Source organism: Taibaiella koreensis, from assembly GCF_003545715.1.
GTDB lineage: Bacteria > Bacteroidota > Bacteroidia > Chitinophagales > Chitinophagaceae > Taibaiella > Taibaiella koreensis.
On sequence record NZ_QVNU01000006.1, the window covers coordinates 235,554 to 260,921 of the forward strand.

Here is a 25,368-nt window from a genome sequence, read left to right on the forward strand (position 1 = left end):
GTATATTCTTTCGCTGCTTAAAAAAAGCGAATACACAAACTTACGAACCGTGTAGGCGGGGATGTAAGCGTAAAAACACCCGTTTCTATATTCAGGGGAAAATGCGCACCGGCCTTCTATCTGGCATAGGCTGCTGGTGTGGCTGAGCGTTGCAAAAGAACATCGCCGTCTTTGGCGTTCCCGATGCATCGGGATACCTTCGCCTTGTCACCAGGTATGTCTTATTCTTAATTTAATCAACAAATCATCCTTTAACCCATGCATTTCAGAAAAGCAACCCGGGACGATATACCCCAGATCGTCGCCATGCTGGCCGACGATCCGTTGGGCAGCACAAGAGAAGCGCTCCGGGAACCACTGCCCGATGCCTATTATAAGTCATTTGAACAAATTAACAGGGACCTTAACCAGGAGCTTATCGTTGTGGAAAATAACGAAGGCTTTCTCATGGGAACACTGCAGCTGAGCTACCTGCACTACCTTACCTACCGTGGTGGTATGAGAGCACAGATCGAAGCCGTAAGAATAAGAAGGGCAGACAGAGGCAAAGGGTATGGTACCGCTTTTTTTGAATGGGCCATAGCACGGGCAAAAGAAAAAGGCGCCCATATGATACAGCTGACAACCGACAAGCAGCGGCCGGAAGCCAAACAGTTTTATGAACAGCTTGGCTTCATCGCTTCCCATGAGGGGATGAAGCTACACTTTTAATGCGCTATCTTTATAGCAGGCAACTCAACAATAAAAAGCGCTACGCAACCTTAACCGGTCACAATAATATGAAACAACTCTTTTTACTATTCCCAATGGTAGCCTGCTGCTATACTACCCATGCGCAGCAGCACTCATACCTAGGTAGCAAAGTCAATGGCAATTTCAACGGCGATGGCAAAATAGCACAGGCAACCGTCGTAAAGACGAAAGAGGGACAAGGCAATCCTGTAGAAGATGGTACACCGGATGAATACGAGATCCGTTTTCCCGGCACTGGCCTTAGCCCGATCGCGGCGGGCTGCTGTACGGTCCGCCTGGTTAACGAAGGCGACCTCGATGGCGACGGCGCCGATGAACTATCCCTGTTCCAGGCGCCCATGAATGGCTGTACCTATTCCATGAAGACTTATACGCTGAAGCAAGGGAAATGGCAGCTGCTCGTGCCCACTTTCCTGATTCCAACGGCTTGTGAGCCACTCAGTGACACAAAGCTCCGGCAACGGATCTTTGCGGAGCAGGGTAATATCTATTACCTGGAGACGGATATAAACGACAAGCATGGCAAGCTGACAAAACGAAAAGTAGCAACACGGCAAATAAAAAAATAAATGACGATACAGTATTGCTCGGATTTGCACCTGGAATTTCCGGAAAATGAGAACTGGCTGAAAGAGCACCCGATAATACCGGCCGGCGAGGTACTCGTGTTGGCAGGGGATATCGTGCCTTTTGTCCAAATGGAGCAGTATGGCTGGTTCTTCGACAAATTGTCGCAGCAATACGAAGCGGTATACTGGCTGCCCGGCAACCACGAATATTACGGCAGCTATATCGACGAACGGAGCGGCAGCTTTAAAGAAGCCATACGAGCCAACGTCTGGCTGTTGAATAACGAAGCCGTGCAACATGGCAACATGACCCTGATCTGTTCGACGCTCTGGAGCTTTATCAGCCCTGCTACGGAATGGGATATCGCCAAAGGCATGGTTGATTATCGTTGTATCCGTAAGCATGGCGAGCGGTTTCGCCCCATACATACTTTCAGGTTGCACAAGACCTGCAGGCAATTCATTACGCAGGCAGTAACAGCTGCCAAAGGCCCGATATGCGTTGCTACACATCATGTACCGACTTTCATGCATTACCCCGCCGCTTACAGGCATTCGCTCCTTAACGAGGCCTTTGCTACGGAACTGTTCCCATTCATCGAGCAATCGCACATCGCAGCCTGGCTATACGGCCACCATCACCATAACACGCCGGCCTTTACAATTGGTGAAACCACTATGCTGACCAACCAGCTGGGTTATGTGCGGGCAGGAGAGCAAAATGGCTTTGATCCGCATGCCGCCCTTGCCATAGACAGCCGATAATAAAAAGCTATCTGTCATTAAGATCTGCCTGGCAATACAAAACCGTAAAACACCTACTTTTATAAGGCGGAAGGCATCGGTCCGGATTAAATTTACAGCATAGAATGCGCGGTTGTTGCAGGGGTAAGCACTTTTTACTACATCATAAAACCATCAAACCGGTACAAAATAATAAGTAATATGCAAACAGATTTCGATATCGTCGTTGTCGGCTCCGGCCCCGGCGGCTATGTAGCGGCGATCCGCGCGGCCCAACTTGGCTTTAAAACCGCGATCGTAGAAAAATACAATGTGCTGGGCGGCACCTGCACCAATGTAGGCTGTATTCCATCCAAAGCCCTCCTGGACACATCGGAACACTACCATACTTTTACGCATAAGGCAGAGAAGCAGGGCATTCATGCCGATAATATCTCGCTTGATTTCACACAGTTCATTGCACGCAAGACCGATGTGGTAAAACAAAATACCGACGGCCTGAACTTCCTGATGAAGAAGAATAAAATACAGGTATTCTTTGGTACGGGTGCTTTCGTCAGCAATACACAGCTCAAGATAACAGCTGCTGACAACAGCGAACAGACTATAACCGCCGCTTATTTCATTATTGCTACAGGTTCCAAACCGGCCACCATTCCGGGCGTTGCCATCGATAAAGACCGTATCATCTCTTCGACCGAGGCGTTGTCGCTGAAGAACAAGCCGGAAGATATGGTCATCATCGGCGGCGGCGTAATAGGCGTAGAGATGGCATCGATATACAGCCGCATCGGCACCAGGGTCACGATTGTGGAATACGCCGACAATCTGATCCCGACCATGGATCGCGAGCTAGGTAAGGAGTTGCACAAAATATTGTCAAAATCGGGCATTGAGATTATACTCAACAGCAGGGTACAGTCGGCAAAGAACAATGGCAACAAGGCTACTGTTTCTTACCTCGACGCCGCCGGCGAACAGAAAGAGATCACTGCAGATTATTGCCTTGTAGCGGTAGGCCGTAAACCTTATACTGCCGGTTTGGGCATTGAAAACACCAAAGTACAGCTGGACGAGCGTGGCCGGGTGCAAACCAATGATCTGCAGACGGCGGAACCCAACATTTATGCCATCGGAGATGTGGTTGCCGGCGCCATGCTGGCCCATAAGGCTGAGGATGAAGGCGTTTTTGTCGCCGAAACGATTAAGGGTCTTACCCCGCACATCAATTACAACCTTATTCCCTCGGTGGTCTATACCTGGCCCGAAGTAGCCGGCGTGGGCTATACGGAAGAGCAGCTCAAGGAAAAGGGCGTCAGCTATCGTAAAGGTAAATTTCCCTTCCTGGCCAGTGGCCGTGCCCGCGCCGCCGGCGATCTTGACGGCTTCGTAAAAGTGCTTTCGGACGATAAGTATGGCGAAGTGCTGGGCGTGCAGATCATAGGCGCCCGTGCTGCAGACCTGATTGCGCAGGCGGTAACCGCTATGGAATTTGAGATCACCGATATTGAGATGGGTAAAATATGTTATGCCCACCCCACCTACGCCGAAACACTGAAAGACGCTTTCCTGGCGGCTTCCGGCCGTGGCGCCATCAATATGTAAGCGGTAAAGTTCACAATTTTTTCAAACAGGAAAGAGGCCGTCCCTAAAAACTGAGGGGATGGCCTCCTTTCCTGTTTGTTGGGATACAAAGGCACTTTCTAAACAGTTTTATAGCGCCCCCTCTGCCTCAGTCATTAAGCAAAAATGCCCTTGCATTATCTCGATGCAAGGGTATTATCTATTTTTATTAAGGTGCTTTGGGAGACGGCGGTTGCTGCGCTTTTTACAGACGGAGCCTGCTACTCCTGCGATGGGCTTCCGCGATCTGGTTTAGCATACGATTCAATCAAAGATAACAGGAGGTAAACAAACACGCCTCCCAAAACCGATGCCAGGACATCGAACCAATCAAATGTTCGCCCTTGAATAAAGAGTTGTGCCCCTTCGTAAAAAACCATTGCCAATACAGCCATTAAGCTCATTTTAAGAGGGCTATTGCCGGGCTTGTCTCCTTTAATGACCTTACTGGCCAGGGCGATCAGTATCACAGCGACAAAATTGGGGAGCGAGCCCGCTATAATGGAGTGTTTTCCCCAGGTCCTGAAAAGAAAAGCCCTGAAGCCAAGTTCCATTGCCACACTCATCATTAATACGATCAACAGCGACAATCGTATTGCAGTGCTTTGCTTCATATTTGCCAAAGGTAACCTATTCAATGCTCAGGCGGAATGCCTGGCACCTATCTTAAAAACCCGGATAACAAATACAATGTCGCTTTTTAAGAAACAAGATATCTATAGCCTTTCAAAATTTCGTCCCGCGAGGGCAATCTCTTAATTAGGGGAACAGCTTTCTTTAACGTATGCCAATATCCTTTTTCAACAGGAAGAGATCCTTCATTCGCAAGCTGCGCAAGCGATTCAGGATGACAATGGGGCATTTACGAAATCGGATACTACGCAAAAACATCACGCTGTCTTGCTGAGGTCTGCGCAGCAACCGAAGCATCTCAAAACCTTCAAACAATTGAAGACAATGCCCTAAAAGGCGCAGATGGTCAAGGCCTATTGTTAGCCACCGGCATATCCATTTAGCAGTGAAATGCTTTTAATGATGCATTTCACGCCCATCCTTTGTGTCTTTCGTACAACTCAGCGCTCTCGGCGGTTAAAGACATGACTTTTCCATAAGTGCTTAACTAAATGACATTGGATAACAAATAAGATAATCCTTCAAAGTGCAACCACTGCTCCCAACCTCGTTCCTTATAATATCTGTATTTTTGTGCGCTACCAATGCTTACAAGAAACGATAATGACAAAGAGATTTTTTGCCGCTGCAGGCCTGTTGATACTTTTATTATTCGCATCAAAAATGAATGCGCAAATTCCTTTTGAGCTCAATGAAAACGGGCATATTATCATCAAGGCCAAAATAAACGGCGTAGAAGGGAAGTTTATTTTTGATACAGGAGCGGGTGTCAATGCGGTGTTTACAAAGTTTTCCCATAAAATAGAAAATAAGAAAACCAACAATTTTTTTGTAGCGCATAGAGCAACCGGAGAGGAATTAAGTGTTGATTTATATGACGCCAACAGCCTCGAAGTCAATAACAAAAAATTCGACCATCAGCAATACGCCATCATTGACCTGGAATTCGGCGATATAGATGGGCTCATTTCGTTGCAGCCCTTCAGAAGCACGCCTGTTACTATTGATTATCAAAATCAGAAAATCCTCTTTGATAAGCCTACCAAAAACGAAAAAAGTATTGATATACAGATTGGCGATTATGCCGGCCGTGCTATTGATATCTTCACCTATGTTCAATTGAATGATACCTTGAACATTCAAACCTTATTGGATAGCGGCTCTGGTAAAAAATCGTTTTGGTTTAGTTCCAAACTAATGGAGCCGCTTCACCTGAATAAGGCAGACTTCAAAATCGTTCCCATTACCAGCGACTTTAAAAAGCAAAACAACTATTACATGGGCAAGTTGGCAAAGCTGAATGCACCCAATGGCCTGCATCAAATTGAAGGCCTGGATGTCGCCTTTGTAGACGGATTGATATACGAAGGCAAAACCGGTATCGATTGGTTGGGAAAGGTGCTTACTATTGATATCGCTAAAAGGAAAATATTCATTAAAGAATAAATTGGTGAAGCCGCACGTGCCCTATACGTAGAAAGACAAGCCTTTCAGCAAAAACGCTGAAAGGCTTGTCTTTCTTGGAGGTGAGCGGGAAATCGTCGAACTTTTGTCAATTATTTACTCAAAATCAATGAGCTTATTGATTGTTGAAATATAGGCTTGACACCCTACCATAGCTTCTGATTTGTATCTTGAGAAAGGTAGCTATTAGTGTTACGTAGCCAGAATGAATAAACCACTGGTCCGCCGCCCATATCCGGGACTTAACCAGGATAAAGCCCAAGACCGCTCCGAATAATAAACAGAACTTATAGATTACTCAATCATACCTTGCGGCATACAGGGAACCAGTAATTTCGTATCTTCCGTAAACGGTGCGTATTTGATGATACTTCTTAAAAAGATAACCAAGTGCATCCTGGTGCTATTACTTTGCGTAGCGGCTCCTATTGTTGTTGCCCAGTCATCCAAAGCAATACAGATATTCACGGTTACCGAATACGTAAGCATGCATCTGCATCCCGGCGAACTCAATGCAGACCTGGAAGGAGTGCTTTGGTGGGGCAGCGACGACAAGCTCATTTCGTTTGACGGTTACAATTACACTTCTTATCGTTTACCAGATCACCTGAACCCGTATAAAGACCATTCGCTTGTCCCTTTTGTCTATCAGGATAAGCAAGGCACTTATTGGGCTTTTATTGCCAACAACGGGCTCTATACCTTCAATCCCATTAGCGGACAATTTACGCCTTTCAAGCTACCTGACGAGGTACTCAGGCAGATCAATATAAGGCAAATTACTGCTAGAATCCTGTTGGAAGATAGCAAGGGAAGGATATGGTTTTCCCTAAACGGATATGGCTTACTCTGTATTGAGGAACTGTCGCGGAAAGCTATATTCTATCCTGTAAAGGATACTGCGCAATACTCAGATTATATGTCTGCGAAATGGTTAAACAAGGGCTTGGAAATGGCAAATGGCGACCTGTACTTCACTACCAATCATGGCATTTTACTATTGACAAGGGAAGGGGAAATAAAAATATTTAAGGCCCAAATGCCCCGGTACCGTAACATATGTGCTTTACACGGGATTCAAAAAGGTAAAGACAGTACTGAGCTTATATTGAGCTGTTGGGGTGGCGGAATTGACATTTTTAATAGCATCACTAAAACATTTCATTATTACCTGCCAGAACGGGACGCCTATAGTGTGATGATAGATGTCCTTTCGCTGACGGACACCACTTTTTTCTTCCTAAAAAGAGACAATTTCGCAGAGGCGGGGTTTGGCATCTTTAACAGCAACACCAAAACGTTCCGGTTTTTAAAAGATATTGAATCACCCTTCGTGACCCGTGAATACAACAATATGATCCGGTCGGGCAATTATATCTGGGCCATTAACATCAACCAGCTTTACCGGTTTTATGTGCCTGCATTGTGCACCGGCGACAGCTTGAGTGCCCAGGCCGGGGCCTTTGAACCGGTAAAGCAGTCATTGGACTTGCGTCTCAATAAATTGTGGGTAAACGACGCCGAACGGAGTTTGCCCGTCGGCCGGCTTTCTTTGAAGAATGAAGAAGGTAATGTACACTTCCGGTTTTCCTGCAAAGACGCCACCCGGCTTGACAGTGTATTGTTTGCCTACAGGTTAAAAGGATTCGAAGAACAGTGGCACTATACCTATGATACCCACATTCAATACAATAACCTGTCGCATGGCAACTATACCCTCGAAATAAAAATCGCCAGGAGTCCTTTGGCTACTACTATAGAAACATGTACACTGCCTCTGTCGATAGCGGCAAAATGGTGGCAAACCCTTTATTTTAAACTATTCCTGCTGATTGCTGCTACTTTTATCCTGAGCCTGATATACTATCTGCAAGTACGTAGGATAAGAGAAAAGGCAAAGCTGAAAGCGGTTTATGAAAAAAAGATAGCCGAGGTAGAGATGAAAGCGCTCAGGGCACAGATGAATCCCCATTTCATTTTCAATTGCCTCAACTCCATTAACCGTTATATCGTCGTTAGCGATCATATTGCCGCCTCCCGCTATTTGACGAAATTTGCCAAGCTGATCCGCTTGATCCTCGATAATTCAGCCTCGGGTATTATCTCTTTACAAAAGGAAATGGAGGCGCTAGACCTGTACATCCAGATGGAGGCCATGCGTTTCCAGAATAAATTCAGTTATACCATCATGATAGATGACGGATTGGTGCCGGAAATGATACAAATACCGTCTATGTTGATACAACCTTATGTGGAAAATGCGATCTGGCACGGCTTACTACATAAGAAAAATGATGATTGCCTGCTGCAAATTACCTTCCGGAAAACGGATAACCATTTGCTGGAAATAATAGTCGCCGATAATGGTGTTGGCAGGGAAATGTCGGCCAGGCTGAAAAACAAGGACGTTGCGAAAAACAGACCCAAAGGTTTGCAAATCACCAAGGACCGGCTGGAGCTTATCAAAGAACTGTATGACATTACCGCAACCGTAACCATAACAGATATGGACCCTAAAGAACCTTCGGATGTAACAACGCGTGTATTGATTACGATACCTTTTATGGCAAACAGGACTTCAACAGAAAATATATGATCAAAGCCATTCTGATAGATGATGAACCACATGCCCTGGAACTACTGGCATGGCAGTTGAAACAATATTGTCCCGGTGTAACGGTTGCAGCACTCTGCTATTCGGCAGATGAAGGTATCGCTGCAATAAAGGCTCATCAGCCGCAGCTTATTTTCCTGGATATCGAAATGCCCCACAAGAACGGGTTTGACGTGATCCGGGCATTTCCCGATCCTGTATTCGATATTATATTCATTACAGCCTACAATGAATTTGCCTTGCAGGCATTCCGCGCGGCGGCGCTGGATTACTTATTAAAACCTATAGACTCCGATGACCTTATGAGGTCTATAGCGCGCCATGAAAAAAAACAACTGCACCAACAACTGAAGGATCAATTGCAACAATTGCTGCTGGAATACAAACCGGCAAAACCACCCATAGAGCGGGTTTCCCTGTCTACAGCCGACGGTATTATATTTGTCAGTCCACACGAAATTACCAGGGCAGAGGCATCCGGCAACTATTGCATCATTTTCTTTACCGACAAACATAAACTGCTTATGGCAAAAACACTCAAAGGTGTAGAAGAGTTGCTGGCAGATTATGGCTTTATCCGCATACACCAGTCGCACCTGGTCAATATCGCATGCATTGCCAAGTACAGCAAAAATGATGGCGGCATCATTTTTATGAAAGACGGCACCCAACTCCCCGTAAGCCGCCAGCGAAAAGACGAACTTACCCGGCTCTTCGGACCCATCTACTAAATAGCAGACTACCGATACTCAATCATTGATGCAGTACAGTCAATAGCCCATTCCCGGTACGGAACAGCTGTTTATGTTTGTGGGAAATAATGGCTATGAACAAATGGACACTTCCCCTATTACTGTCTTCCAAAACGCTGTTCTTCGTTGTCGTAATGCTGGTTGGCTGTAATACCGGGTCATCGACCAACGTCACTGCAGAAACGACAACCAGTCCCGCCGGCGTACCACAGGAAACGGTTGCCTCTTCAGCTGATCCCGGAAATGTATCTTTTAAAATTAACGGGGTCGCAGCCCTGACGGCTATTGAAAAAGATGATGTAGCCGGCGGGCGCATCAATGCTATGAACGATCAGTTTTCGCTAACGCTTTTCGGCGATAATGTAAAGGATACTAAAAGAGGTATGCTCAGCTTTACCTGCCCTGCATTTACCAAAGCTGCAGGTGTGGTAAAGAATGCAAGAGCAAGCTATACCCGTTACCTGGATGCACACGGGGGTAAGATCGTTGTGTATAGCAGCAAAGAAGGAACCTTTAGCCTCGAATTGACCAAAATGGAACAGCTTCCCGATGGGCCTGTTGGCGAAGAGTGGCTGGTATCCGGCACCTTTAGCGGAACGTTGCCCGTTGTATCTTATTATGTAAACGAAGCAAAAGACAAGACGCTTCAATTTACCGAGGGCCGTTTTGACAACCTGAAGGTGACAGTGCTGGGTAGAAAGAAAAATGAATAGGCTGTTGTATTATCCGTTTTAACCCCTAAATATAAAACCATGAAAAAGACATTATCTATACTTGCCTTATTCGCTTTGCTTATCGCCCAACAGGCATATGCACAAACAACAATGACACGCCTGATTGCCCGGGCGTCCGATACATATCGCAGTCTTGGATTCGAGTATCTGGATAGCTCCAGCCTATCCTATACAGGTACACGAGGTGGCAAAATTGATGTTTTTGCCGGAATTCCGGCGTTGCCAGTTCCTAAGATTAGTTTTGATATTAAAACAGATTTCCTTTACGATGCAAGTGCCGGCATATGGAATAACCGCAATAAGTATCTCCATACTTTTGATGCCAACGATAATATACTTACCGAAGTACATCAGAATTGGAATACGGCAGCAGGCACATGGGAAAATTACAGCAAAAGATCCTTCACGTACACGACGGAAAATCGCTTGGCAACATATGTCAATCAATTGTGGAATACAACATCCGGCAATTGGGATAATGTCGCAAAAAGCGTATACACTTATGATATTAACGGTAATATGACTTCGGAAATAAGGTCTGTTTGGAATACGAGCGGCGGCGTCTGGAATCTGCTGTCAAATTCTATTTATACCTACAACAGCAATAACCTTCGTGATGATTTTCTAAGTCAAACATGGAATACAGGCAGCAATACCTGGGTCAACTCTTTACACTGGATATATAGCTATACCGGTACTAATCTTGACTTCTCCATATTACAATTATGGAATACCGGCGCCGGCATATGGGATAACTATGAGAAGGACATTTATACTTATACAGTTACCCATAAAATAAGTATAGACGACCGTCAGAAATGGATTGCCGGAAGCTGGACCAATGACCGGCGCTATCTCTACATCTATACCCCGGGTGATGACCTGGACAACGTGACGGGCGAAGACTGGGATGCCGGGTTTAGTACCTGGATAAGTAAATCAAGAGACCTGAGTACCTGGGATGCCAATCACAACAAAATAGCTAATGTGAACCAGCAGCTAAACACCAGTACACTTCTTATGGAAAATAGATACCAGACGCTTTATACCTATACAGCAGGTAACGATGTTGTTTTTATGGAAACAAAAGGATGGGATGCAGCTACAGCTACCTGGCAATATAATACCAGCTCATCGGGCCGGTCCCGTTTCTATTACGAAACCTATAGCACTACGGGCATTGCACCGGTCGCCAATACTGTAAACTGTGTACTCTATCCTGTGCCCGCAAGCGATGTACTTCATATTAGCGTTCAATGGGAAGTTGCCAAACCAGTAGAAGTTGCCATTTGCGATATGTATGGTCACATTATCCAGCGCTGGACCGACAAATCCGTCACTGCCGCCTACAACCGTACCCTGCCGGTACAGCACCTTGCAGCCGGCAACTATATGATAAAGCTAAGCAGCGGAAACCAGACAGCAAACAAGGTATTTACGGTAACCAGATAACCGGGCCATTACCTTTTGACAACATAATCAGGTGCCTTCAGTTCAGCCACCGGTCAGGATAGCCTGCGACCGCTTTATGAATAGTGGTATCCCGGAACCCGATACCGGTCCCGCTTAACGCATTTTACCAGTCCCCCGGAATACCGCTTGATCGATTTTCCGCTTGATCCGGGATAAATATAATTTATCAAACCCAAGTCGACCCAAATGAAAAAAGCCTTTCAGCTAAAACGCTGAAAGGCTTGTCTTTCTTGTGGTGTGGGCCGGGATCGAACCGGCGACACATGGATTTTCAGTCCATTGCTCTACCGACTGAGCTACCGCACCTCGTTGTTGAAAGGAGTGCAAAGGTAAGGTTTAATTCCGTTCCGCCAAATTTTTTTTCCGCTTTCCGAAAACAGCCCGGTGTAAAATCTACATTAATGTACCGTCAAAAAGGCTATCTTTGTGCCGCAAAATTTCAAATTCCTTAATCAACTATAGATCTGTCTATGCACTTTATTGTTTCCTCAACTTCTCTGCTGAAAAATTTGCAGCTTGTGGGCGGTATCATCAGCGCCAATGTAGTGCTACCCATCCTGGAAGATTTCCTGTTTGAACTGGATGGTAATATGCTGACGCTTACCGGCGGCGACATGGAAACAATGATCAAAGTGCAGATGGAGATCCAGCGCGAGCTCACCGATACCGACGACAGCAACCGGACCGGTCGCATCTGTATCCCTTCCAAGATCCTGCTCGAGTACCTGAAAAACCTGCCCGAGCAGCCGGTACATTTTACCATCAACAAAGACGATAGCTCGATCGAGATTTCCAGCAATACCGGCAAATACAAGATCGGCGGCGAAAAAGCCGACGAATACCCCAAGGAGCCGCAACCCAACGATGCGACCTCCTTTACCCTACCCTCCCTGCGCCTGGGCGAGGCCATCAACAAGAGCCTCTTCGCTACCAGCACCGACACGCTGCGCCCGGCCATGACCGGTGTGTACTTCGAGCTGGCACAGGATGGCATTACCTTTGTAGCTACCGATGCACACCGCCTCGTAAAGCTGACACGCAACGATATCAGTTGTCCCGAAGAAGGCGGCATCATCGTTCCGCGCAAACCGCTGCAGCAGCTGAAGAACATTATTCCTTCGGATGACAGCCCGCTGGAAGTGTCTTACAACAGTAGCCACCTCTTTATCCAGAACAATAAGATACGCCTGAGCTGCCGCCTGATCGAGGGTAAATTCCCGCCCTATAAGGCGGTGATCCCGGCCGACAATCCGTTCAACCTCACCATCAACCGCACCGATCTCATCAGCTCGCTGCGCCGTGTAAGCATCTTCGCCAACAAAAGCACCAGCCAGGTGGTTTTCGATATCGTAGGCAATACGGTCAGCATCAGCGCCCAGGACATCGACTTCTCTTACGAGGGTAAAGAACAGTTGAGCTGCCAGTACACCGGCGACGATATGAAGATCGCTTTCAACGCCAAGCTGCTGATCGAAATGCTGAACAATATGGAAGGCGAAGAGATCAGGCTGGAACTGAGCATGCCATCTCGCGCCGGCATCTTCCGCCCGGTAGAAAAGACGGAGAACGAGGACCTGCTGATGCTGCTGATGCCCCTGATGGTGGGTGTATAAATCGTAGCGCCGGTATATTTTGCGGGGTGGCGCCTGCGCATGACATTGAATTCTTAAATCGAAATGTTACATAACGAATCCATTCCTTCTCAAAAGAAAAAAATCATTGTACTGGGAAGCGGCCCTAACCGCATAGGCCAGGGTATCGAATTTGACTATTGCTGCACCCACGGCCTTATCGCCATTAAAGAGCTCGGCTACGAGGCGATCATGATCAACTGCAACCCCGAAACGGTCTCGACCGACTTCGACATCGCCGATAAGCTCTACTTTGAACCGGTATACTGGGAACACCTCTGGGAGATCATTGAGCACGAGCAGCCCGAAGGTGTGGTGGTGCAACTGGGTGGCCAAACAGCCCTGAAGCTGGCCAAACGCCTCCACGAAAAAGGCATCAGGATCATCGGCACTTCCTTTGACGATATGGATATCGCAGAAGACCGCGGCCGCTTCAGCGATCTGCTGAAAGAACTCAGCATTCCTTATCCTAAATACGGCACCGCCTACTCTACCGACGATGCCATTGAAGTGGCCAACGAAGTGGGCTATCCCGTGCTGGTTCGCCCCTCCTACGTATTGGGTGGCCAGCGTATGCGCATCGTGATCAATGACGACGAGCTTGAAAAAAGCGTGCTGAGCCTGCTCAAGCACTTGCCCGGCAACAAGATACTGATCGACCATTTCCTCGATCGTTGCCAGGAAGCCGAGATTGATGCTATCTGCGATGGTGAAGAGGTGCATATCATGGGCATCATGGAGCATATCGAACCGGCCGGTATCCACAGCGGCGACAGCCATTCGGTGCTGCCGGTATTCAACCTGGGTAAGCTTGAAGTGGAAGAAATGGTAGATATTGCAAAAAAGATTGCCCTGAAGCTCAATATCCGCGGGCTCATCAATATCCAGTACGCCATCAAGGACGGCAAAGTGTTCGTAATTGAGGCCAATCCACGGGCCAGCCGTACCACACCGTTCATTGCCAAAGCATACGGCGTGCCTTATCTCAATATCGCTACCAAGGTTATGCTGGGCGACAGGAAGCTGAAGGACTTTACCATCGACAAAAAGCTGGAAGGCTATGCGGTTAAAGAACCGGTGTTCAGTTTCAATAAATTCCCCAATGTGAATAAGGAGCTGGGCCCCGAGATGAAGAGCACAGGCGAGGCCATTCGCTTCATCAAAGACCTGCGCGATCCCTGGTTCCGTACTTTGTACAAAGAGCGAAGCATGCACCTGAGCAAATAGCTATCCCTTTTCCATGAACGGAGAACGATCATATTATTTCCTGCAAAAAGCCCGGATAGTCCTTATTCCGGGCTTTTTGCTACTCCTGCTTGTCACCGGTTGCACCACTCCTAAAAACAGGCATATCAGGCCGGCCTTTTATTTCTGGAAAACGAATTTCCGTACCGGCGCCTACGAGCGGCAGCTGATGCAAGGCATAGGCGCACACACGCTGTACCTGCGGCTGTTTGATGTAAGCTGGGACGAAAGGCAGCAGCAGGCCGCCCCCCTGGGTGTGCTGCAGTCGGACAGTATTAAGGATACCAGCCTGCAGTACATCCCGGTGATCTATGTTACCCAATCTTGTCTCACGCGCCTGAAGGAAGAAGATTTGCCCTTGCTGACCGCCCGCGTCGATACCCTTGCCGGGCAACTTTGCCGTCGTTACGGTATCGTACCCACCGAGCTCCAGTTGGATTGCGACTGGACCCGAAGCAGCGCCAACCTCTATTTTTCGCTATTGCAGCAACTGAGGCGACGGCCATTTTTCAAAGACAAACTGCTCTCCTGTACCATACGGCTCCACCAGGTCAAATATGTGTCGGCCAGCGGCCTGCCACCTGTAGACAAGGGCCTACTTATGGTCTATAATATGGGCAACCTGACCCGCTACGGCAAGCACAATTCGATACTGGATCCCGGAGAAGCCCGCCAGTACCTCAAGCGGCTCGCACTATACCCCTTGCCTCTTGATGTGGCCCTGCCGACCTATCACTGGGCCGTACTCTTTGAACGGGAACAATTTAAAGGTATCCTGTACAACCTGTCGCGGGAACAATTCGGGCATGACGATCTTAGATCCGTAGGCGGTAACCTGTACCGATTGGAAAAAACAGGAACATGGGGCGGCTACCGGCTGGTCGCAGGCCAGGAGATCCGCTTTGAACAGCCTTCCCGCGATGACCTGGAGGAAATGGCCGGCTATATCGGTAGCCGTATCCGTGACAGCAGCTACCGGGTAGCCTTTTTTCACCTGGACAGCACAGCCATACAGCCCTACCAGCCAGCTGATCTGAAGACTATCCTGCAGGCTTTTTAAAAATGAAAGAAAATAGAAATTCATGGCTACCATAGCTTATTTCTATGTCTATCCTGCAAACACCTAAATAACATTTTCAACGCAATATCTTTCGTAACTTAGTGTACTAATCACATCTGTCATGAGACGCTTATTGTTGATTGTCTTGCTCAGTCTTCCCTTCTTTACCTATGCCCAGAAGAATGCAGAAAAGAAGGACGCTGGAAAGAACAACAAATCCGGTAAGCTGGCCCCTAAGGTCAATTGGGGCGATATCCTGAGCCGGGATTACGTTTGTATCCTGGATTCCAGGCCAAACGTTATGTTCAAGGTAAACTCCCTTTCGCCGGAATGGGTGGTCCGGGTCCGCTTTTACGGCAAGGGCATGTCGTCCCTGATCAACATCCCCAGGGATGCCGGGCAATCGCTCCCCTTTTCTACTACGGGAAAAGACAGCAGGATAGTCGATGTGGTAGCGCAAAGCGACGGCGGTATCGGCGTTATACTAGCAACATCAGATCGTCTTGGCCCCTTTATTGAAACAGTGATGATCGGCGGGTTCTATAGTTATACCTTCAGTATACAGGGACTGGTACAAACGAACGACACCACGACTGTAAAAAAATAACGTCAGGCCTGTCTTCCCAAACCGTGGCAGGCTGTTTTTTCCCACCTTTACGCCTTATTGAATACACTGCGGGCGCTCCCGCCTGCTTTTCTTATGACCTCATTCAGACAAGAAGTATACGAGCATGTTCAGCACCTGCTTGAACAAAAGATAGCCGCCATACAGCAGCACCTGGACGATCTCCGCGAAGGCCTGAAACAGGAAACAAAAAGCACTGCCGGCGATAAATATGAGACCGGGCGCGCCATGATCCATATAGAACAAGAAAATACCGGGCGCCAGCTGAATACCCTGCTGGAACAGAGGACTGCGCTGGAACAATTAAGAGAGCAGCCTGCGCCCGGTACAGCAGGACCAGGCAGCCTTGTCCACACTTCTAAAGGTTATTTCTTCCTGAGCATAGCGCTGGGCAAGCTGGAAGTAGCAGGGCATACCGTGTACGCGCTATCGCCGCAGTCTCCGCTGGGCAGCAAGCTGACCGGGACGGCAGCAGGCACTGAAGTGGTGCTCAACGGCAATCGCTATGCCATTCTCAGCACCGGGAGCTGAAACCCCAACCCTTAACGGATCAGCGTCAGATCGCCCTTAAATAACAGTTCCTTCTTGCGTACATTGCCGCAGAGAATACGGATGTAGTAGTAATAAGTACCGTTGTCCAGAGGTTGGCCATTGAAGGTGCCGTCCCAGGTCTTACCCACATAGGAGCTGGAGAATACGCGTTGTCCGTAGCGGTTATAGATGTACATTTCCTTTAGGTCCATGTCTCCTTTATACTCCACCTTATACTGGTCGTTGCGTCCATCGCCGTTGGGTGTAAAGGCATTGGGAATATAGGGCGTGCAGCAGTTGTTGTACAGGATATTGATGGTAGCCGAGTCGGTGCAGCCATGCGCATCCGTAACCTGCACATGATAGCGGCCGTTGACCAGCCCTGTGATCTTAGCCTCATGCAGCGCTGCGTCGTGCAGCCAGGCATACTGGTAAGGCGGCGTGCCACCGCCAACCGTTACTTCGATCACCCCGCCGTCGTCGACGCCATTACAATCGTTGCCGATGAAAGAAGTGTCGGCAACCAGCTTACCGGGCTGCTCAAGCGTTACGGTTGTGTCTTTGATACACTGGTTGCCATCCTTGACCTTGATCACATATTCGCCGGCGCCCTTATTGCTGAAGTTCGTCGCTGTTTGCCAGGTTGCATCTCCCCCCAGCTGATAGGAGAAAGGAGGCCGGCCGCCACTGGCCGATACGGTAAGGCTGCCATCCGTTTTTCCAAAACAGGAGGGCTGGATAAAGCTTACTTCATCGATCAGTATATGCGGAAAGCCCTTCAGATTGATCACCGTATCCTCTGTACAGCCGTTGTTATCTTTCAGGTGGAGCACATAGCTGCCTTCAGCCAGCCCGTTGAAGCTGCCTGAAGTGGTAAAAGGATTGCCATTGAGGGCAAAGCGGTAAGGCGCCGTACCGCCGGTGGCCCCGAAACTCACAGCGCCATCGGTAAAGCCTTCGCAGGTAGGATCGGTCAGGCTCACCGCAGCAAAGCCCAGCGCCGAAGCCGGTTGTGTCAGCACCACGGTAGTATCTTTAAGACACCCGTTATTATCTTTCAGATGGATCGCATGGCTACCTGCCGTAAGGTTGGCCACCAGGGCGCCGGGCTGGAAAGCACTGGCATCGGCGGCGTACTGGTAGGCCGGTGTACCGCCTGCAGCCGTTACCATAACCGATCCTCCGTTGGTACCAAAGCAGGGCACATGATTCAATGCCAGGTCGAAGGTAAGCGGCAAAGGCTGGCTTAGCACAACCGTCGTATCCTTCAGACAGCCGTTCTGATCCCGGATATGAAATACATAGGTACCGGCGCCAAGGGATGCATACGTATTGGATGCCGCAAAGGGCGCCGTACCCAGGGCAAAGCTATAAGGCGCCGTAGTTCCGGAAGGGTTGAGCACGATGGTGCCGTTGGTATTGCCGAAGCAAAGCGGCGGCGTAAGCGTCAACGACAAAGCCATATGCATAGAATCGGTAAGCGTGATGCTGGTGTCCTTGATACAATTGTTCAGGTCTTTAATATGCAGTACATGCGTGCCTGTCGCGAGACTGCCGAAGGTATTGGTAGCCGAGTAAGCGCCTGTGTTGATCGCATACTGATAAGGCGCCGTACCATTGGTAGCCGATACGGTGATTTGCCCGTTACTGACAGGACTGCATACCGGCTTCTTAATATTCAGGCTCAGGCTCATTCCTGGAGGGTTGGTAATGGTAATGGACGTATCCTTGATACAGCCTGCCGCATCGCGCACGTGCACCACATGACTGCCGGCAGCAAAGCCACTCAGCGTAGTAGCTGTGCCATAAGGCAATGCGTTGACCGCATACATGAACGGCGGATTGCTGCCGGTAGCCGTTACCGTAATGGTACCCGTATTGCCACCGGGACAAAAGGGCTGGGTCCAGCTCACCTGCGGGAAGATGCTTGATACTTGCGCAAAAGTGATCGAGGTATCGCGGAAGCAGCCGCCGACGCCGGTAACCCGGAAAGTATAGGTGCCGGCCGCAACGCTATCGGTAATGAGACTTGTAATGTTGTTGCGCGTAAGTATGGTAGCCGTGCCCTGCTTTACGTTAAGCGTATAAGGCGCATCAGTGCCCAAGGGCGTTACATTAAATACCGCCTTTTTGGTGCAGGTTGCCGGCGACACCAGGGCAAACTGGATACCCGGCACCGGCATGACCTGGATAGTATAGGCGACTACCTGCTTGCTCACGAGCGGACAGCCGTCATCGTTGAAGGTAACAAAGAAGTTGTAGGTACCCGGCGCTACACCGTTGAGGTTCCAGCTAAAAGAAAAGCCGGGCGTGGGCGTTGCATTGTTGGTGATATTGGTCACTGCGCCTGCCGGGACACCCTGTACAGAAAGGGTCACGTTGTCGCCATCGGGATCGGAGCTATTGATATTGAAGCTCAATGTACCGGTATTGGCGCAGGCTTTAACGGTCGTTCCATTCACCAGCGTACCGTTCACAGGATTGGTAATGCTGCCGTCGGGTGGGTTGTTATTGCAGTTGTTCAGCACCACAAAGGTCATTTCGCGCACGCTGGTACCAACGACTACCCCGCCCCTGTATTCGGTTACTTTACCCACCACCAGCGCTTTCTGCACCGCGTTGGCATTAAAGCTCAGCTGGCCGCTGGTATTATTAAAAACAAAGGTGCCCGGTGCGCACAGCAGCGGCGCCGTGGCAGAGGTTGGTGCGATATAGCTCACCGGCAGCCCATTCATAGCGTCCATGCCCGGGATCAGCGAAAAGGACAGGCTGTCGCCATTGCCGTCTACAGCGCCCTGGTTGAATTCCTGCGGCTTGTTGATACAAAAGAACGGCGTAGGGATCGTGGTATAGGTAGGCGAAGAATTGGGCCCGGGAAGATTGTTGAGCGTGGCTTCCAGCGATATGATCGTGCCGCCCACATTGACCACGTTGGTAATACCGGAGCTGCGGCCCATCTGGTTGCTCATGCCCAGGTTGCCATTGGCTACGAACCGCCAGCCGGCCGAAGCGCCACTAAGGGTAACATTGGTCGCATAGATGAATTTCTTCACGCCCGGCAAGGGGTTGAAGGGATTGATACAGGCCGTATTTGCCGCTTCATCGGGACATACCGGAGACACCTCTACACTGCTGCCGGCCTGGAGGGTGAGGGTAAGCGTCTGGATAAAGCTGGTGCCATTGTAGACTTCTACCTCGGGCGTGTTCAGGGGCAAATTGGCAAATGGCCCGGAGCCGTTGGCGCAATCCCCATACAGGACCATGGTCACCTTATAGATGTTGCCGCTGACATAGGTGTAAAACAGCTCACCGCCGAAGATATGATTGGCCTGCGCCGGCAATGTGAAGCAAAGCAACAGTACAACAACAGCCGCTGCTGCAATCTTTTCCTTCATTTTCCCCGACCAGCGCTTAGCGTTATGGTAGATATTTCCCGATTTCATAGGTTATTATCAAGTAAAATGTGAATATAACGTTATTTCACCTATATCTTTTTTTCACTTCACATTAATTAACCATGAAGACCGGTATTTCCAGGCCATGTCTTGTATTTCGGGGCAAAAAAGCAAAATAGCTAAACCCGGTATTCCCGCACATAAAAAGAGGCTGTCTCCTACATTTGACAACGCAAACATAGGAAACAGCCTGTTGCTGGTTATAAATATACATTACCACAAGACCTGAAAAGATCACTTCCGTGCTTTTCCCAGATTGATTTTGGCGCCGAGGTTAAAATTGAGATTATAATAATTCTTGGCATCACGGTTGCCGGTACCGGCCAGTCTGTATTGTACCGATGGACCGCCCGTCAGGGAGATCCTGTTGTTGAGCTTATACTCCAGCTGCAAGCCCGCCTGCCCCCACAAGGTAAAGCGTCCGTAATCATTGACCGCTATACCTTCAAGCCCGCCACCCGTTGTTCCGGCGCCATTGCTGAGCCTTGCATTGCCGGCAAAGGCAAAAGCAGTTGTTATACCGGCATAAGGCACCAGGGTAAGCCTTGGGCTCAACGCTATAGCGTACCCTACCTGTAACGGAATACCAACCTGGTGTACAACAAAACGGTATTCATCCTTCAGGGACACAGGCATTGCCGGATTATCGGTCGCAGGTCTGAAGATCGGGTCATCGGTTTTATAGCCACCCTGGAAATACTGGATACCGCTTTGAAAACGCCAGTGTTTATATTGATAACCGATGCCTAACTGAGCCGTTTGACTAAAGACAGGACCTTTTGCATTGCCCATAGTCATTTCTCCGCTACCCGTAAGAACAGATCTATTGGCGTTGCTGAGGCCGGCACCAATAGACGGGGCAAGATAAAGGCCATTTTGGGCATGAAGCGTAGTGGCAAAGGGGCATGCCAAAAGAAGAACAAGGACGTATTTCATGAAGATGTTTTTTCTAAAACGCCAGCCCTGAAAAATTTATTATTGATCAGGCAGATTTCAACAGGAATAAAAAAAAGCCACTCTATTCGAGTGGCCATTGGAAAATCAAGTGCAGCAAGTTTCCGGTCTGGATAAACATAAGCCGGAGCGTCATCAGAACTGCTCGTACAATGCCCGCAACCTTTCTTTGGGCATTTGCTCCTTCCAGTTCTTGCCCAGGGCATTTTCCCATAGCGGCGGCAAGCCATAGGATACGTCGATCATCTTGTCAAAATCGGCATCGCTAAGGCCTTTGGTGATCCCCTGAGGGATGTCGATGTTGTGCATCGCCACCATCTTCCTGAACTTAGCCACGCCTTCGGGGTAGAATTCTTCCAGCTTGTCAAACACGATGCAGTTACCGATACCATGCTTGGTGCCCAGCAGGTAAGAAAGACCGTAGCTTACGGCATGCGCCACCCCAACCTGTGAATAGGCGATGCTCATCCCCCCCGCATAAGAAGCCATCATCAGCTTTTCATCAGAAGTCTCGTCCCAGTCGGAACGGTGCAGGAAGATCTCTTCGCAAAGGTCCTGGGCCTTTTCGCCATAGGCCTTGCTGAAAGCATTGAGATAAGTGCCGGTCAGCGACTCTACGCAATGGATAAAGCAATCCATAGCCGTATAGAACCGTTGGTTCACCGGCACAGTCTTCAGCAGGTCGGGATCCAGCACGATCTGGTCGAAGGGTGTATAATCGGAATTCATGCCCAGCTTCCGCACAGGGCCGGTGAGCACCGTAGTACGGCTCACCTCTGCACCGGTACCCGATATAGTGGGAATACCGGCTTTATATACACCAGGCAGCTTCACAAGGTCCCAGCCCTGGTAGTCGGCCGATGAGCCGGGATTGGTCATCATCAGGGCAACAGCCTTAGTCATATCCATTACACTACCACCGCCGATACCGATAATACCGCTCACGGTCCCGAATTCGGCTTTCAGCTCGTCTTTCAGAGCATCAACATAAGTCGTTTTGGGTTCGTGCGTAACATCGATAATTACCACCTTGTCCTTTCCCCTCAGGGGCAGGCGGCTCAGGAAGGCTTGGTTGCCGGTAAAGAACTCATCTACAAAAAAGATCATGGGCGCATCGCCCTTGCGCCTGGGCGCCAGTATTTCATCCAGTTGGTTGAGCGCACCGCGGCCATAGACCACATAATCGACCATTTTGAAATTTCTGAAAGACATATTAGATGTGAGATATTAGATGTTAGAAATTGTAAGTATTAGGTATTAGGTATTACGTATTACGTATTAGGTATTACGTATCATACTTGGTTCTTGATACTTGGTACCTGATACTTGGTACTCGATACCTAACTTGATACTTGGTTCTTGGTTCTTGATACTTAATACTTAGCACTCTTCCCCGCCAGATATTGCTCCGCCTTCAACAGGTCTTCCGGCGTGTCGATCTCAACGCCCATATATTCTGTGACCACCATTTTCATGCGGATGCCATTTTCCAGATAGCGCAGGCACTCGATCTTCTCAGCCGCCTCGAGGGGACTTACCGGCAACTGTGTAAAATCGATCAAAGTTTGCCGGCGAAAAGCATAGATGCCGATATGCTCGTAATAAACCGGTTTGGCCTGCTGATCGCGATGATAAGGTATGGGTGAACGGGAAAAGAACAGGGCATTGTCCCGCAGATCGACGGCCACCTTTACATAATTGGGATCGGCAATGGCGACAGGATCGCTAAGTACCTGCATGAGCGAAGCCACCTGCACCGCCGCGCCATCGGCGCCTTCAAATACCCGGAGCAGCTTTTCCATGGGCGCCTTGCTGGTAAAGGGCTCATCGCCCTGCACATTAACGATGATCTCCGCATCGGGAAAGGCGTCCAGCGCCTCGGCTATGCGGTCGGTGCCGCACTCATGCTCCCGGCGGCTCATCACCGCCTTGCCGCCGTTGCCGGTAATTTCGTTATAAATGATCTCACTATCACAAACCACGGCTACATCGTCAAATAAGCCGGTTTGTACGGTAGAGCGGTAAGTAGATAGGATCACGGTCTGGTCGCCCAGCTTTTGCATCAGTTTTCCCGGGAAACGGGTAGCCGCGTAGCGCGCGGGGATTAAAGCTATTTTCTTCAAGAGATTTCTTTTGAAACGGATATCCGGGTACTGGTAACAAACCGGGCCGCATGGAAGCGGCCCGGTCCCGACGCAAAGGTCGTAAAACTTTACATTGAATTAATGCCGGTTACTTGGTAAGCTTCATTTCTTTCAGCAACCAGCCGGCATTGCCGTACTTTTCGATGATGAACAGCACATAACGCATATCCACGGCTACATTGCGACAAACAGCCGGATCGTAGTACAGATCGCTCATGGTACCTTGCCATATGCGGTCAAAATTGATGCCGATCAGCTCGCCTTTCGCATTCAGCACCGGGCTGCCGGAGTTGCCGCCGCTGGTGTGGTTGCTGGCGATAAAGTCGACAGGAACCGTGCCATTCACAGTCCACTTACCATAATTTTTTGATTGGTAGAGATTGCGCAGCCCCTGGGGAATATCAAATTCGGCCACAGACGCATTATGCCTGGGGATCAGGTCTTCCAAGGTAGTCTGGTAAATATTGCTGCCGGGAATATCGGCCCGCTCCACCTTCCCGTAAGTAAGCCTTAAGGTTTGGTTGGCATCGGGCCAAAAGGCTCTGCCACTGTTCAGGTATTCCATCTGGCGCTTCATGTACAGGCGATTGAGCGGCGCGATCCGCTCGTTGTACTGGCGCATCACCGGGTCGATCTTTTCCTTCTGAAAGCTGGCCACAGCATCGTAGACCTGGAAAGCGGGGTCTTGCTTGATCAGGGCCGTATCGCCGCGCTGGGCTCTGTCGAGCAACTCATTCATACGGTCCTGGCTGATAACGATACTGTTGCTGAATATATTTTTACCCCAGGATACGGGGTTATTGCCCGAATTGTACATCAATGTCTTCATCCGCGGCGCTACTACCTGGTCGCCCTGCATCAGGTACAGGGGCATCAGGGCATCGAATACTTTATGGTCGGTGGCAGCATCGTAATCCTTATAAAACTCATCCATTTTTTTCCGGATCGCCAGAAGGCTATCACTCAGGATATCGGCAGGAAGGGCAGTACGATAGAAGGTCAGCACCTTGGCCAGGTTGGCAGCCTGCTGTATCGCTTCTACACCCAGCACGGTTTCCTTGGTGTATTCCGATGCAATAAGCGCATTGTCGCTGCCGCTCACCGTTACCTGGATCAGGGGAAGCAGCATTTTATCGCCGGGATTATCGGTATTGCCTGCTGCGGCCTCGTCGAACAGTCGTTCGTAGCGAAGCTTTTTGCCCAGCACGTCGTTATTGGTCAGTCCCAGCACCTCGCCTTTCCATTTTTTATACCCGTTGCTGAGCAAGGATTGCTTGGCAGCATATTTGAGAAAGATATCCGGGTTGCCGCGCATCGCCTCATCGAGCACACCCAACCGCTTTTCCCGGGCTTCTATACGTATGGGATCGATAATATACTGGATCTGGTTCAGCTGATAAGAGCTCAAGTATTCCTGTGTCAGGAAAGGGAATCCGTAAACCATCGTAAAATCACCTTCCTTGTAGCCCGAGGTATTGATAGGGAAAAAAGCCTTGGGCTTATAGGGTACATTACCCGGGCTGTAAGGCGCCGGCTTGTTGTCTTTTCCCGCATAGACACGGAACACGGCAAAGTCGCCGGTGTGGCGGGGCCACATCCAGTTATCGGTATCGGCGCCAAACTTGCCGATGCCGTTAGGCGGGAAAGCGACCAGGCGCACATCCGTAAAAACCTCGCTCAGCACCGCCTGATACTGATTTCCGTTATAAAAGGATTTGACCTCTGCTTTAAGTCCGTTAAGGTTATGGTAAGCCTTTTCCAGCTCCGCGATCCGGCTCTTGATCCGGGCATTACGGATATTTTCCGGCATGGTATCGGCAAGCCCTTTCAGCACATATTCCGTCACATCCTCCATTTTCCTTACAATGGCAACGGTAAGGCCCTTGCAGGGAAGCTCTGCTTCGCGGCTCATGGCCCAGAAACCATTGACGAGATAATTATGTTCACTTGTACTCAGCTCCTGAGCCGCACCATAGGCGCAATGATGATTGGTGAAAAGCAGTCCGTTGGCAGATACCAGCTCACCGGTACAGCCTTTGCCAAAAAGCACGACCGCATTGTTGAGTCCGGTGCCGCTATCGTTGTACAATCGCTCTACCGGTATCTTCAATCCCAACTTCTGCATATCCGATTCCTGTCTTTTCAATTGTGCGGGCTGCCACATGCCATCTTTGGCCAGGACTGTGGCTGCCGGCAACCCTGCTAATGCCAACATCAAAACAACCTTTTGGTGTTTTCGTTTCATCATGATTCCTAATATTTTGGAAATAAAATTAATAATTGTTTGCAAAAATCTCCAAATAACTTATTACATTAGCCAAACTTTTCGTGAAGGGTGCCTGGTGCTTGAAAACCATATTTAAT

Annotated in this window: 20 protein-coding genes and 1 tRNA gene; 14 read left to right on the forward strand and 7 right to left on the reverse strand. The window is 49.1% G+C overall.

Features of this window, described 5'->3' with window-relative positions; translation table 11 throughout:
• Positions 1-258 precede the first annotated feature (258 nt).
• From DZK30_RS19385 to lpdA, 4 genes are all read left to right on the forward strand, one after another.
• Entirely contained in the window at positions 259-711 is a 453-nt protein-coding gene (locus tag DZK30_RS19385; protein WP_118975835.1) for a GNAT family N-acetyltransferase, read from the forward strand.
• A 68-nt stretch (positions 712-779) separates the two neighbouring features.
• Positions 780-1,322 carry a hypothetical protein gene (locus DZK30_RS19390; RefSeq protein ID WP_162903255.1) on the forward strand — a complete coding sequence of 181 codons (543 nt, stop codon included), beginning with the start codon at positions 780-782 and terminating at the stop codon, positions 1,320-1,322.
• Positions 1,323-2,087 carry a metallophosphoesterase gene (locus DZK30_RS19395; RefSeq protein ID WP_118975837.1) on the forward strand — a complete coding sequence of 255 codons (765 nt, stop codon included), beginning with the start codon at positions 1,323-1,325 and terminating at the stop codon, positions 2,085-2,087.
• A 180-nt stretch (positions 2,088-2,267) separates the two neighbouring features.
• The gene (gene lpdA / locus DZK30_RS19400) at positions 2,268-3,671 is read left to right on the forward strand and encodes a dihydrolipoyl dehydrogenase (RefSeq protein ID WP_118975838.1); all 1,404 of its coding nucleotides are present in this window, start codon (positions 2,268-2,270) and stop codon (positions 3,669-3,671) included.
• 239 nt (positions 3,672-3,910) lie between these two features.
• On the opposite strand, the gene DZK30_RS19405 is transcribed toward lpdA, so the two are convergent.
• Entirely contained in the window at positions 3,911-4,303 is a 393-nt protein-coding gene (locus tag DZK30_RS19405; protein WP_118975839.1) for a VanZ family protein, read from the reverse strand.
• A gap of 592 nt (positions 4,304-4,895) precedes the next feature.
• Between DZK30_RS19405 and DZK30_RS19410 the strand changes: the two genes are divergently transcribed.
• From DZK30_RS19410 to DZK30_RS19430, 5 genes are all read left to right on the forward strand, one after another.
• Positions 4,896-5,768: a retropepsin-like aspartic protease gene (locus DZK30_RS19410; protein ID WP_162903256.1), complete on the forward strand. Its 873-nt coding sequence runs from the start codon at positions 4,896-4,898 to the stop codon at positions 5,766-5,768.
• A 382-nt stretch (positions 5,769-6,150) separates the two neighbouring features.
• The gene (locus DZK30_RS19415) at positions 6,151-8,382 is read left to right on the forward strand and encodes a sensor histidine kinase (RefSeq protein WP_118975841.1); all 2,232 of its coding nucleotides are present in this window, start codon (positions 6,151-6,153) and stop codon (positions 8,380-8,382) included.
• On the forward strand, positions 8,379-9,131 hold the full coding sequence (locus DZK30_RS19420; protein ID WP_118975842.1) for a LytR/AlgR family response regulator transcription factor: 753 nt from the start codon (positions 8,379-8,381) through the stop codon (positions 9,129-9,131). Before DZK30_RS19415 ends, DZK30_RS19420 begins: the two co-directional genes overlap by 4 nt.
• 95 nt (positions 9,132-9,226) lie before the next feature.
• Positions 9,227-9,865 carry a hypothetical protein gene (locus tag DZK30_RS19425; protein WP_118975843.1) on the forward strand — a complete coding sequence of 213 codons (639 nt, stop codon included), beginning with the start codon at positions 9,227-9,229 and terminating at the stop codon, positions 9,863-9,865.
• A 39-nt stretch (positions 9,866-9,904) separates the two neighbouring features.
• The gene (locus DZK30_RS19430; protein WP_118975844.1) at positions 9,905-11,338 is read left to right on the forward strand and encodes a T9SS type A sorting domain-containing protein; all 1,434 of its coding nucleotides are present in this window, start codon (positions 9,905-9,907) and stop codon (positions 11,336-11,338) included.
• A gap of 254 nt (positions 11,339-11,592) precedes the next feature.
• Here DZK30_RS19430 and DZK30_RS19435 read toward each other — a convergent pair.
• Positions 11,593-11,665: transfer RNA gene (locus DZK30_RS19435), tRNA-Phe, on the reverse strand.
• Between the two features lie 164 nt (positions 11,666-11,829).
• On the opposite strand from DZK30_RS19435, the gene dnaN reads away from it, so the two are divergent.
• The 5 genes from dnaN (at position 11,830) to DZK30_RS19460 (ending at position 16,451) form a co-directional block, all read left to right on the forward strand.
• Positions 11,830-12,972 carry a DNA polymerase III subunit beta gene (dnaN, locus tag DZK30_RS19440; protein ID WP_118975845.1) on the forward strand — a complete coding sequence of 381 codons (1,143 nt, stop codon included), beginning with the start codon at positions 11,830-11,832 and terminating at the stop codon, positions 12,970-12,972.
• A gap of 63 nt (positions 12,973-13,035) precedes the next feature.
• The gene (locus tag DZK30_RS19445; RefSeq protein WP_118975846.1) at positions 13,036-14,217 is read left to right on the forward strand and encodes a carbamoyl phosphate synthase preATP-grasp domain-containing protein; all 1,182 of its coding nucleotides are present in this window, start codon (positions 13,036-13,038) and stop codon (positions 14,215-14,217) included.
• 13 nt (positions 14,218-14,230) lie between these two features.
• Complete coding sequence (locus DZK30_RS19450) at positions 14,231-15,295, forward strand: hypothetical protein (protein ID WP_118975847.1); 1,065 nt, start codon at positions 14,231-14,233, stop codon at positions 15,293-15,295.
• A 121-nt stretch (positions 15,296-15,416) separates the two neighbouring features.
• Entirely contained in the window at positions 15,417-15,902 is a 486-nt protein-coding gene (locus DZK30_RS19455) for a hypothetical protein (RefSeq protein ID WP_162903258.1), read from the forward strand.
• A 93-nt stretch (positions 15,903-15,995) separates the two neighbouring features.
• A complete protein-coding gene (locus DZK30_RS19460; RefSeq protein ID WP_118975849.1) occupies positions 15,996-16,451 on the forward strand; it encodes a hypothetical protein in 456 nt (151 codons plus the stop codon).
• Between the two features lie 11 nt (positions 16,452-16,462).
• Here the strand turns inward: DZK30_RS19460 and DZK30_RS19465 are convergent, their stop codons facing one another.
• The 5 genes from DZK30_RS19465 to DZK30_RS19485 form a co-directional block, all read right to left on the reverse strand.
• Positions 16,463-19,894, reverse strand: coding sequence for a T9SS type B sorting domain-containing protein (locus tag DZK30_RS19465; protein WP_118975850.1), 3,432 nt, complete (start codon positions 19,892-19,894; stop codon positions 16,463-16,465).
• 246 nt (positions 19,895-20,140) lie between these two features.
• The gene (locus tag DZK30_RS19470) at positions 20,141-20,842 is read right to left on the reverse strand and encodes an outer membrane beta-barrel protein (RefSeq protein WP_118975851.1); all 702 of its coding nucleotides are present in this window, start codon (positions 20,840-20,842) and stop codon (positions 20,141-20,143) included.
• 153 nt (positions 20,843-20,995) lie between these two features.
• A complete protein-coding gene (locus DZK30_RS19475; RefSeq protein WP_118975852.1) occupies positions 20,996-22,072 on the reverse strand; it encodes an iron-containing alcohol dehydrogenase family protein in 1,077 nt (358 codons plus the stop codon).
• Between the two features lie 161 nt (positions 22,073-22,233).
• Positions 22,234-22,983, reverse strand: a complete 750-nt coding sequence (kdsB, locus tag DZK30_RS19480) for a 3-deoxy-manno-octulosonate cytidylyltransferase (RefSeq protein WP_118975853.1) — start codon at positions 22,981-22,983, stop codon at positions 22,234-22,236.
• Between the two features lie 109 nt (positions 22,984-23,092).
• Complete coding sequence (locus DZK30_RS19485; RefSeq protein WP_118975854.1) at positions 23,093-25,252, reverse strand: S46 family peptidase; 2,160 nt, start codon at positions 25,250-25,252, stop codon at positions 23,093-23,095.
• Between the last annotated feature and the right edge of the window lie 116 nt (positions 25,253-25,368).

Bases quoted from the DNA above. Each gene is read 5' to 3' on its own strand.
- DZK30_RS19385 (WP_118975835.1), top strand. From the start codon at position 259: ATGCATTTCAGAAAAGCAACCCGGGACGATATACCCCAGATCGTCGCC.
- DZK30_RS19390 (WP_162903255.1), top strand. From the start codon at position 780: ATGAAACAACTCTTTTTACTATTCCCAATGGTAGCCTGCTGCTATACT.
- DZK30_RS19395 (WP_118975837.1), top strand. From the start codon at position 1,323: ATGACGATACAGTATTGCTCGGATTTGCACCTGGAATTTCCGGAAAAT.
- lpdA (WP_118975838.1), top strand. From the start codon at position 2,268: ATGCAAACAGATTTCGATATCGTCGTTGTCGGCTCCGGCCCCGGCGGC.
- DZK30_RS19405 (WP_118975839.1), bottom strand. From the start codon at position 4,303: ATGAAGCAAAGCACTGCAATACGATTGTCGCTGTTGATCGTATTAATG.
- DZK30_RS19415 (WP_118975841.1), top strand. From the start codon at position 6,151: ATGATACTTCTTAAAAAGATAACCAAGTGCATCCTGGTGCTATTACTT.
- DZK30_RS19420 (WP_118975842.1), top strand. From the start codon at position 8,379: ATGATCAAAGCCATTCTGATAGATGATGAACCACATGCCCTGGAACTA.
- DZK30_RS19425 (WP_118975843.1), top strand. From the start codon at position 9,227: ATGAACAAATGGACACTTCCCCTATTACTGTCTTCCAAAACGCTGTTC.
- DZK30_RS19430 (WP_118975844.1), top strand. From the start codon at position 9,905: ATGAAAAAGACATTATCTATACTTGCCTTATTCGCTTTGCTTATCGCC.
- dnaN (WP_118975845.1), top strand. From the start codon at position 11,830: ATGCACTTTATTGTTTCCTCAACTTCTCTGCTGAAAAATTTGCAGCTT.
- DZK30_RS19445 (WP_118975846.1), top strand. From the start codon at position 13,036: ATGTTACATAACGAATCCATTCCTTCTCAAAAGAAAAAAATCATTGTA.
- DZK30_RS19450 (WP_118975847.1), top strand. From the start codon at position 14,231: ATGAACGGAGAACGATCATATTATTTCCTGCAAAAAGCCCGGATAGTC.
- DZK30_RS19455 (WP_162903258.1), top strand. From the start codon at position 15,417: ATGAGACGCTTATTGTTGATTGTCTTGCTCAGTCTTCCCTTCTTTACC.
- DZK30_RS19460 (WP_118975849.1), top strand. From the start codon at position 15,996: ATGACCTCATTCAGACAAGAAGTATACGAGCATGTTCAGCACCTGCTT.
- DZK30_RS19465 (WP_118975850.1), bottom strand. From the start codon at position 19,894: ATGAAATCGGGAAATATCTACCATAACGCTAAGCGCTGGTCGGGGAAA.
- DZK30_RS19470 (WP_118975851.1), bottom strand. From the start codon at position 20,842: ATGAAATACGTCCTTGTTCTTCTTTTGGCATGCCCCTTTGCCACTACG.
- DZK30_RS19475 (WP_118975852.1), bottom strand. From the start codon at position 22,072: ATGTCTTTCAGAAATTTCAAAATGGTCGATTATGTGGTCTATGGCCGC.
- DZK30_RS19485 (WP_118975854.1), bottom strand. From the start codon at position 25,252: ATGATGAAACGAAAACACCAAAAGGTTGTTTTGATGTTGGCATTAGCA.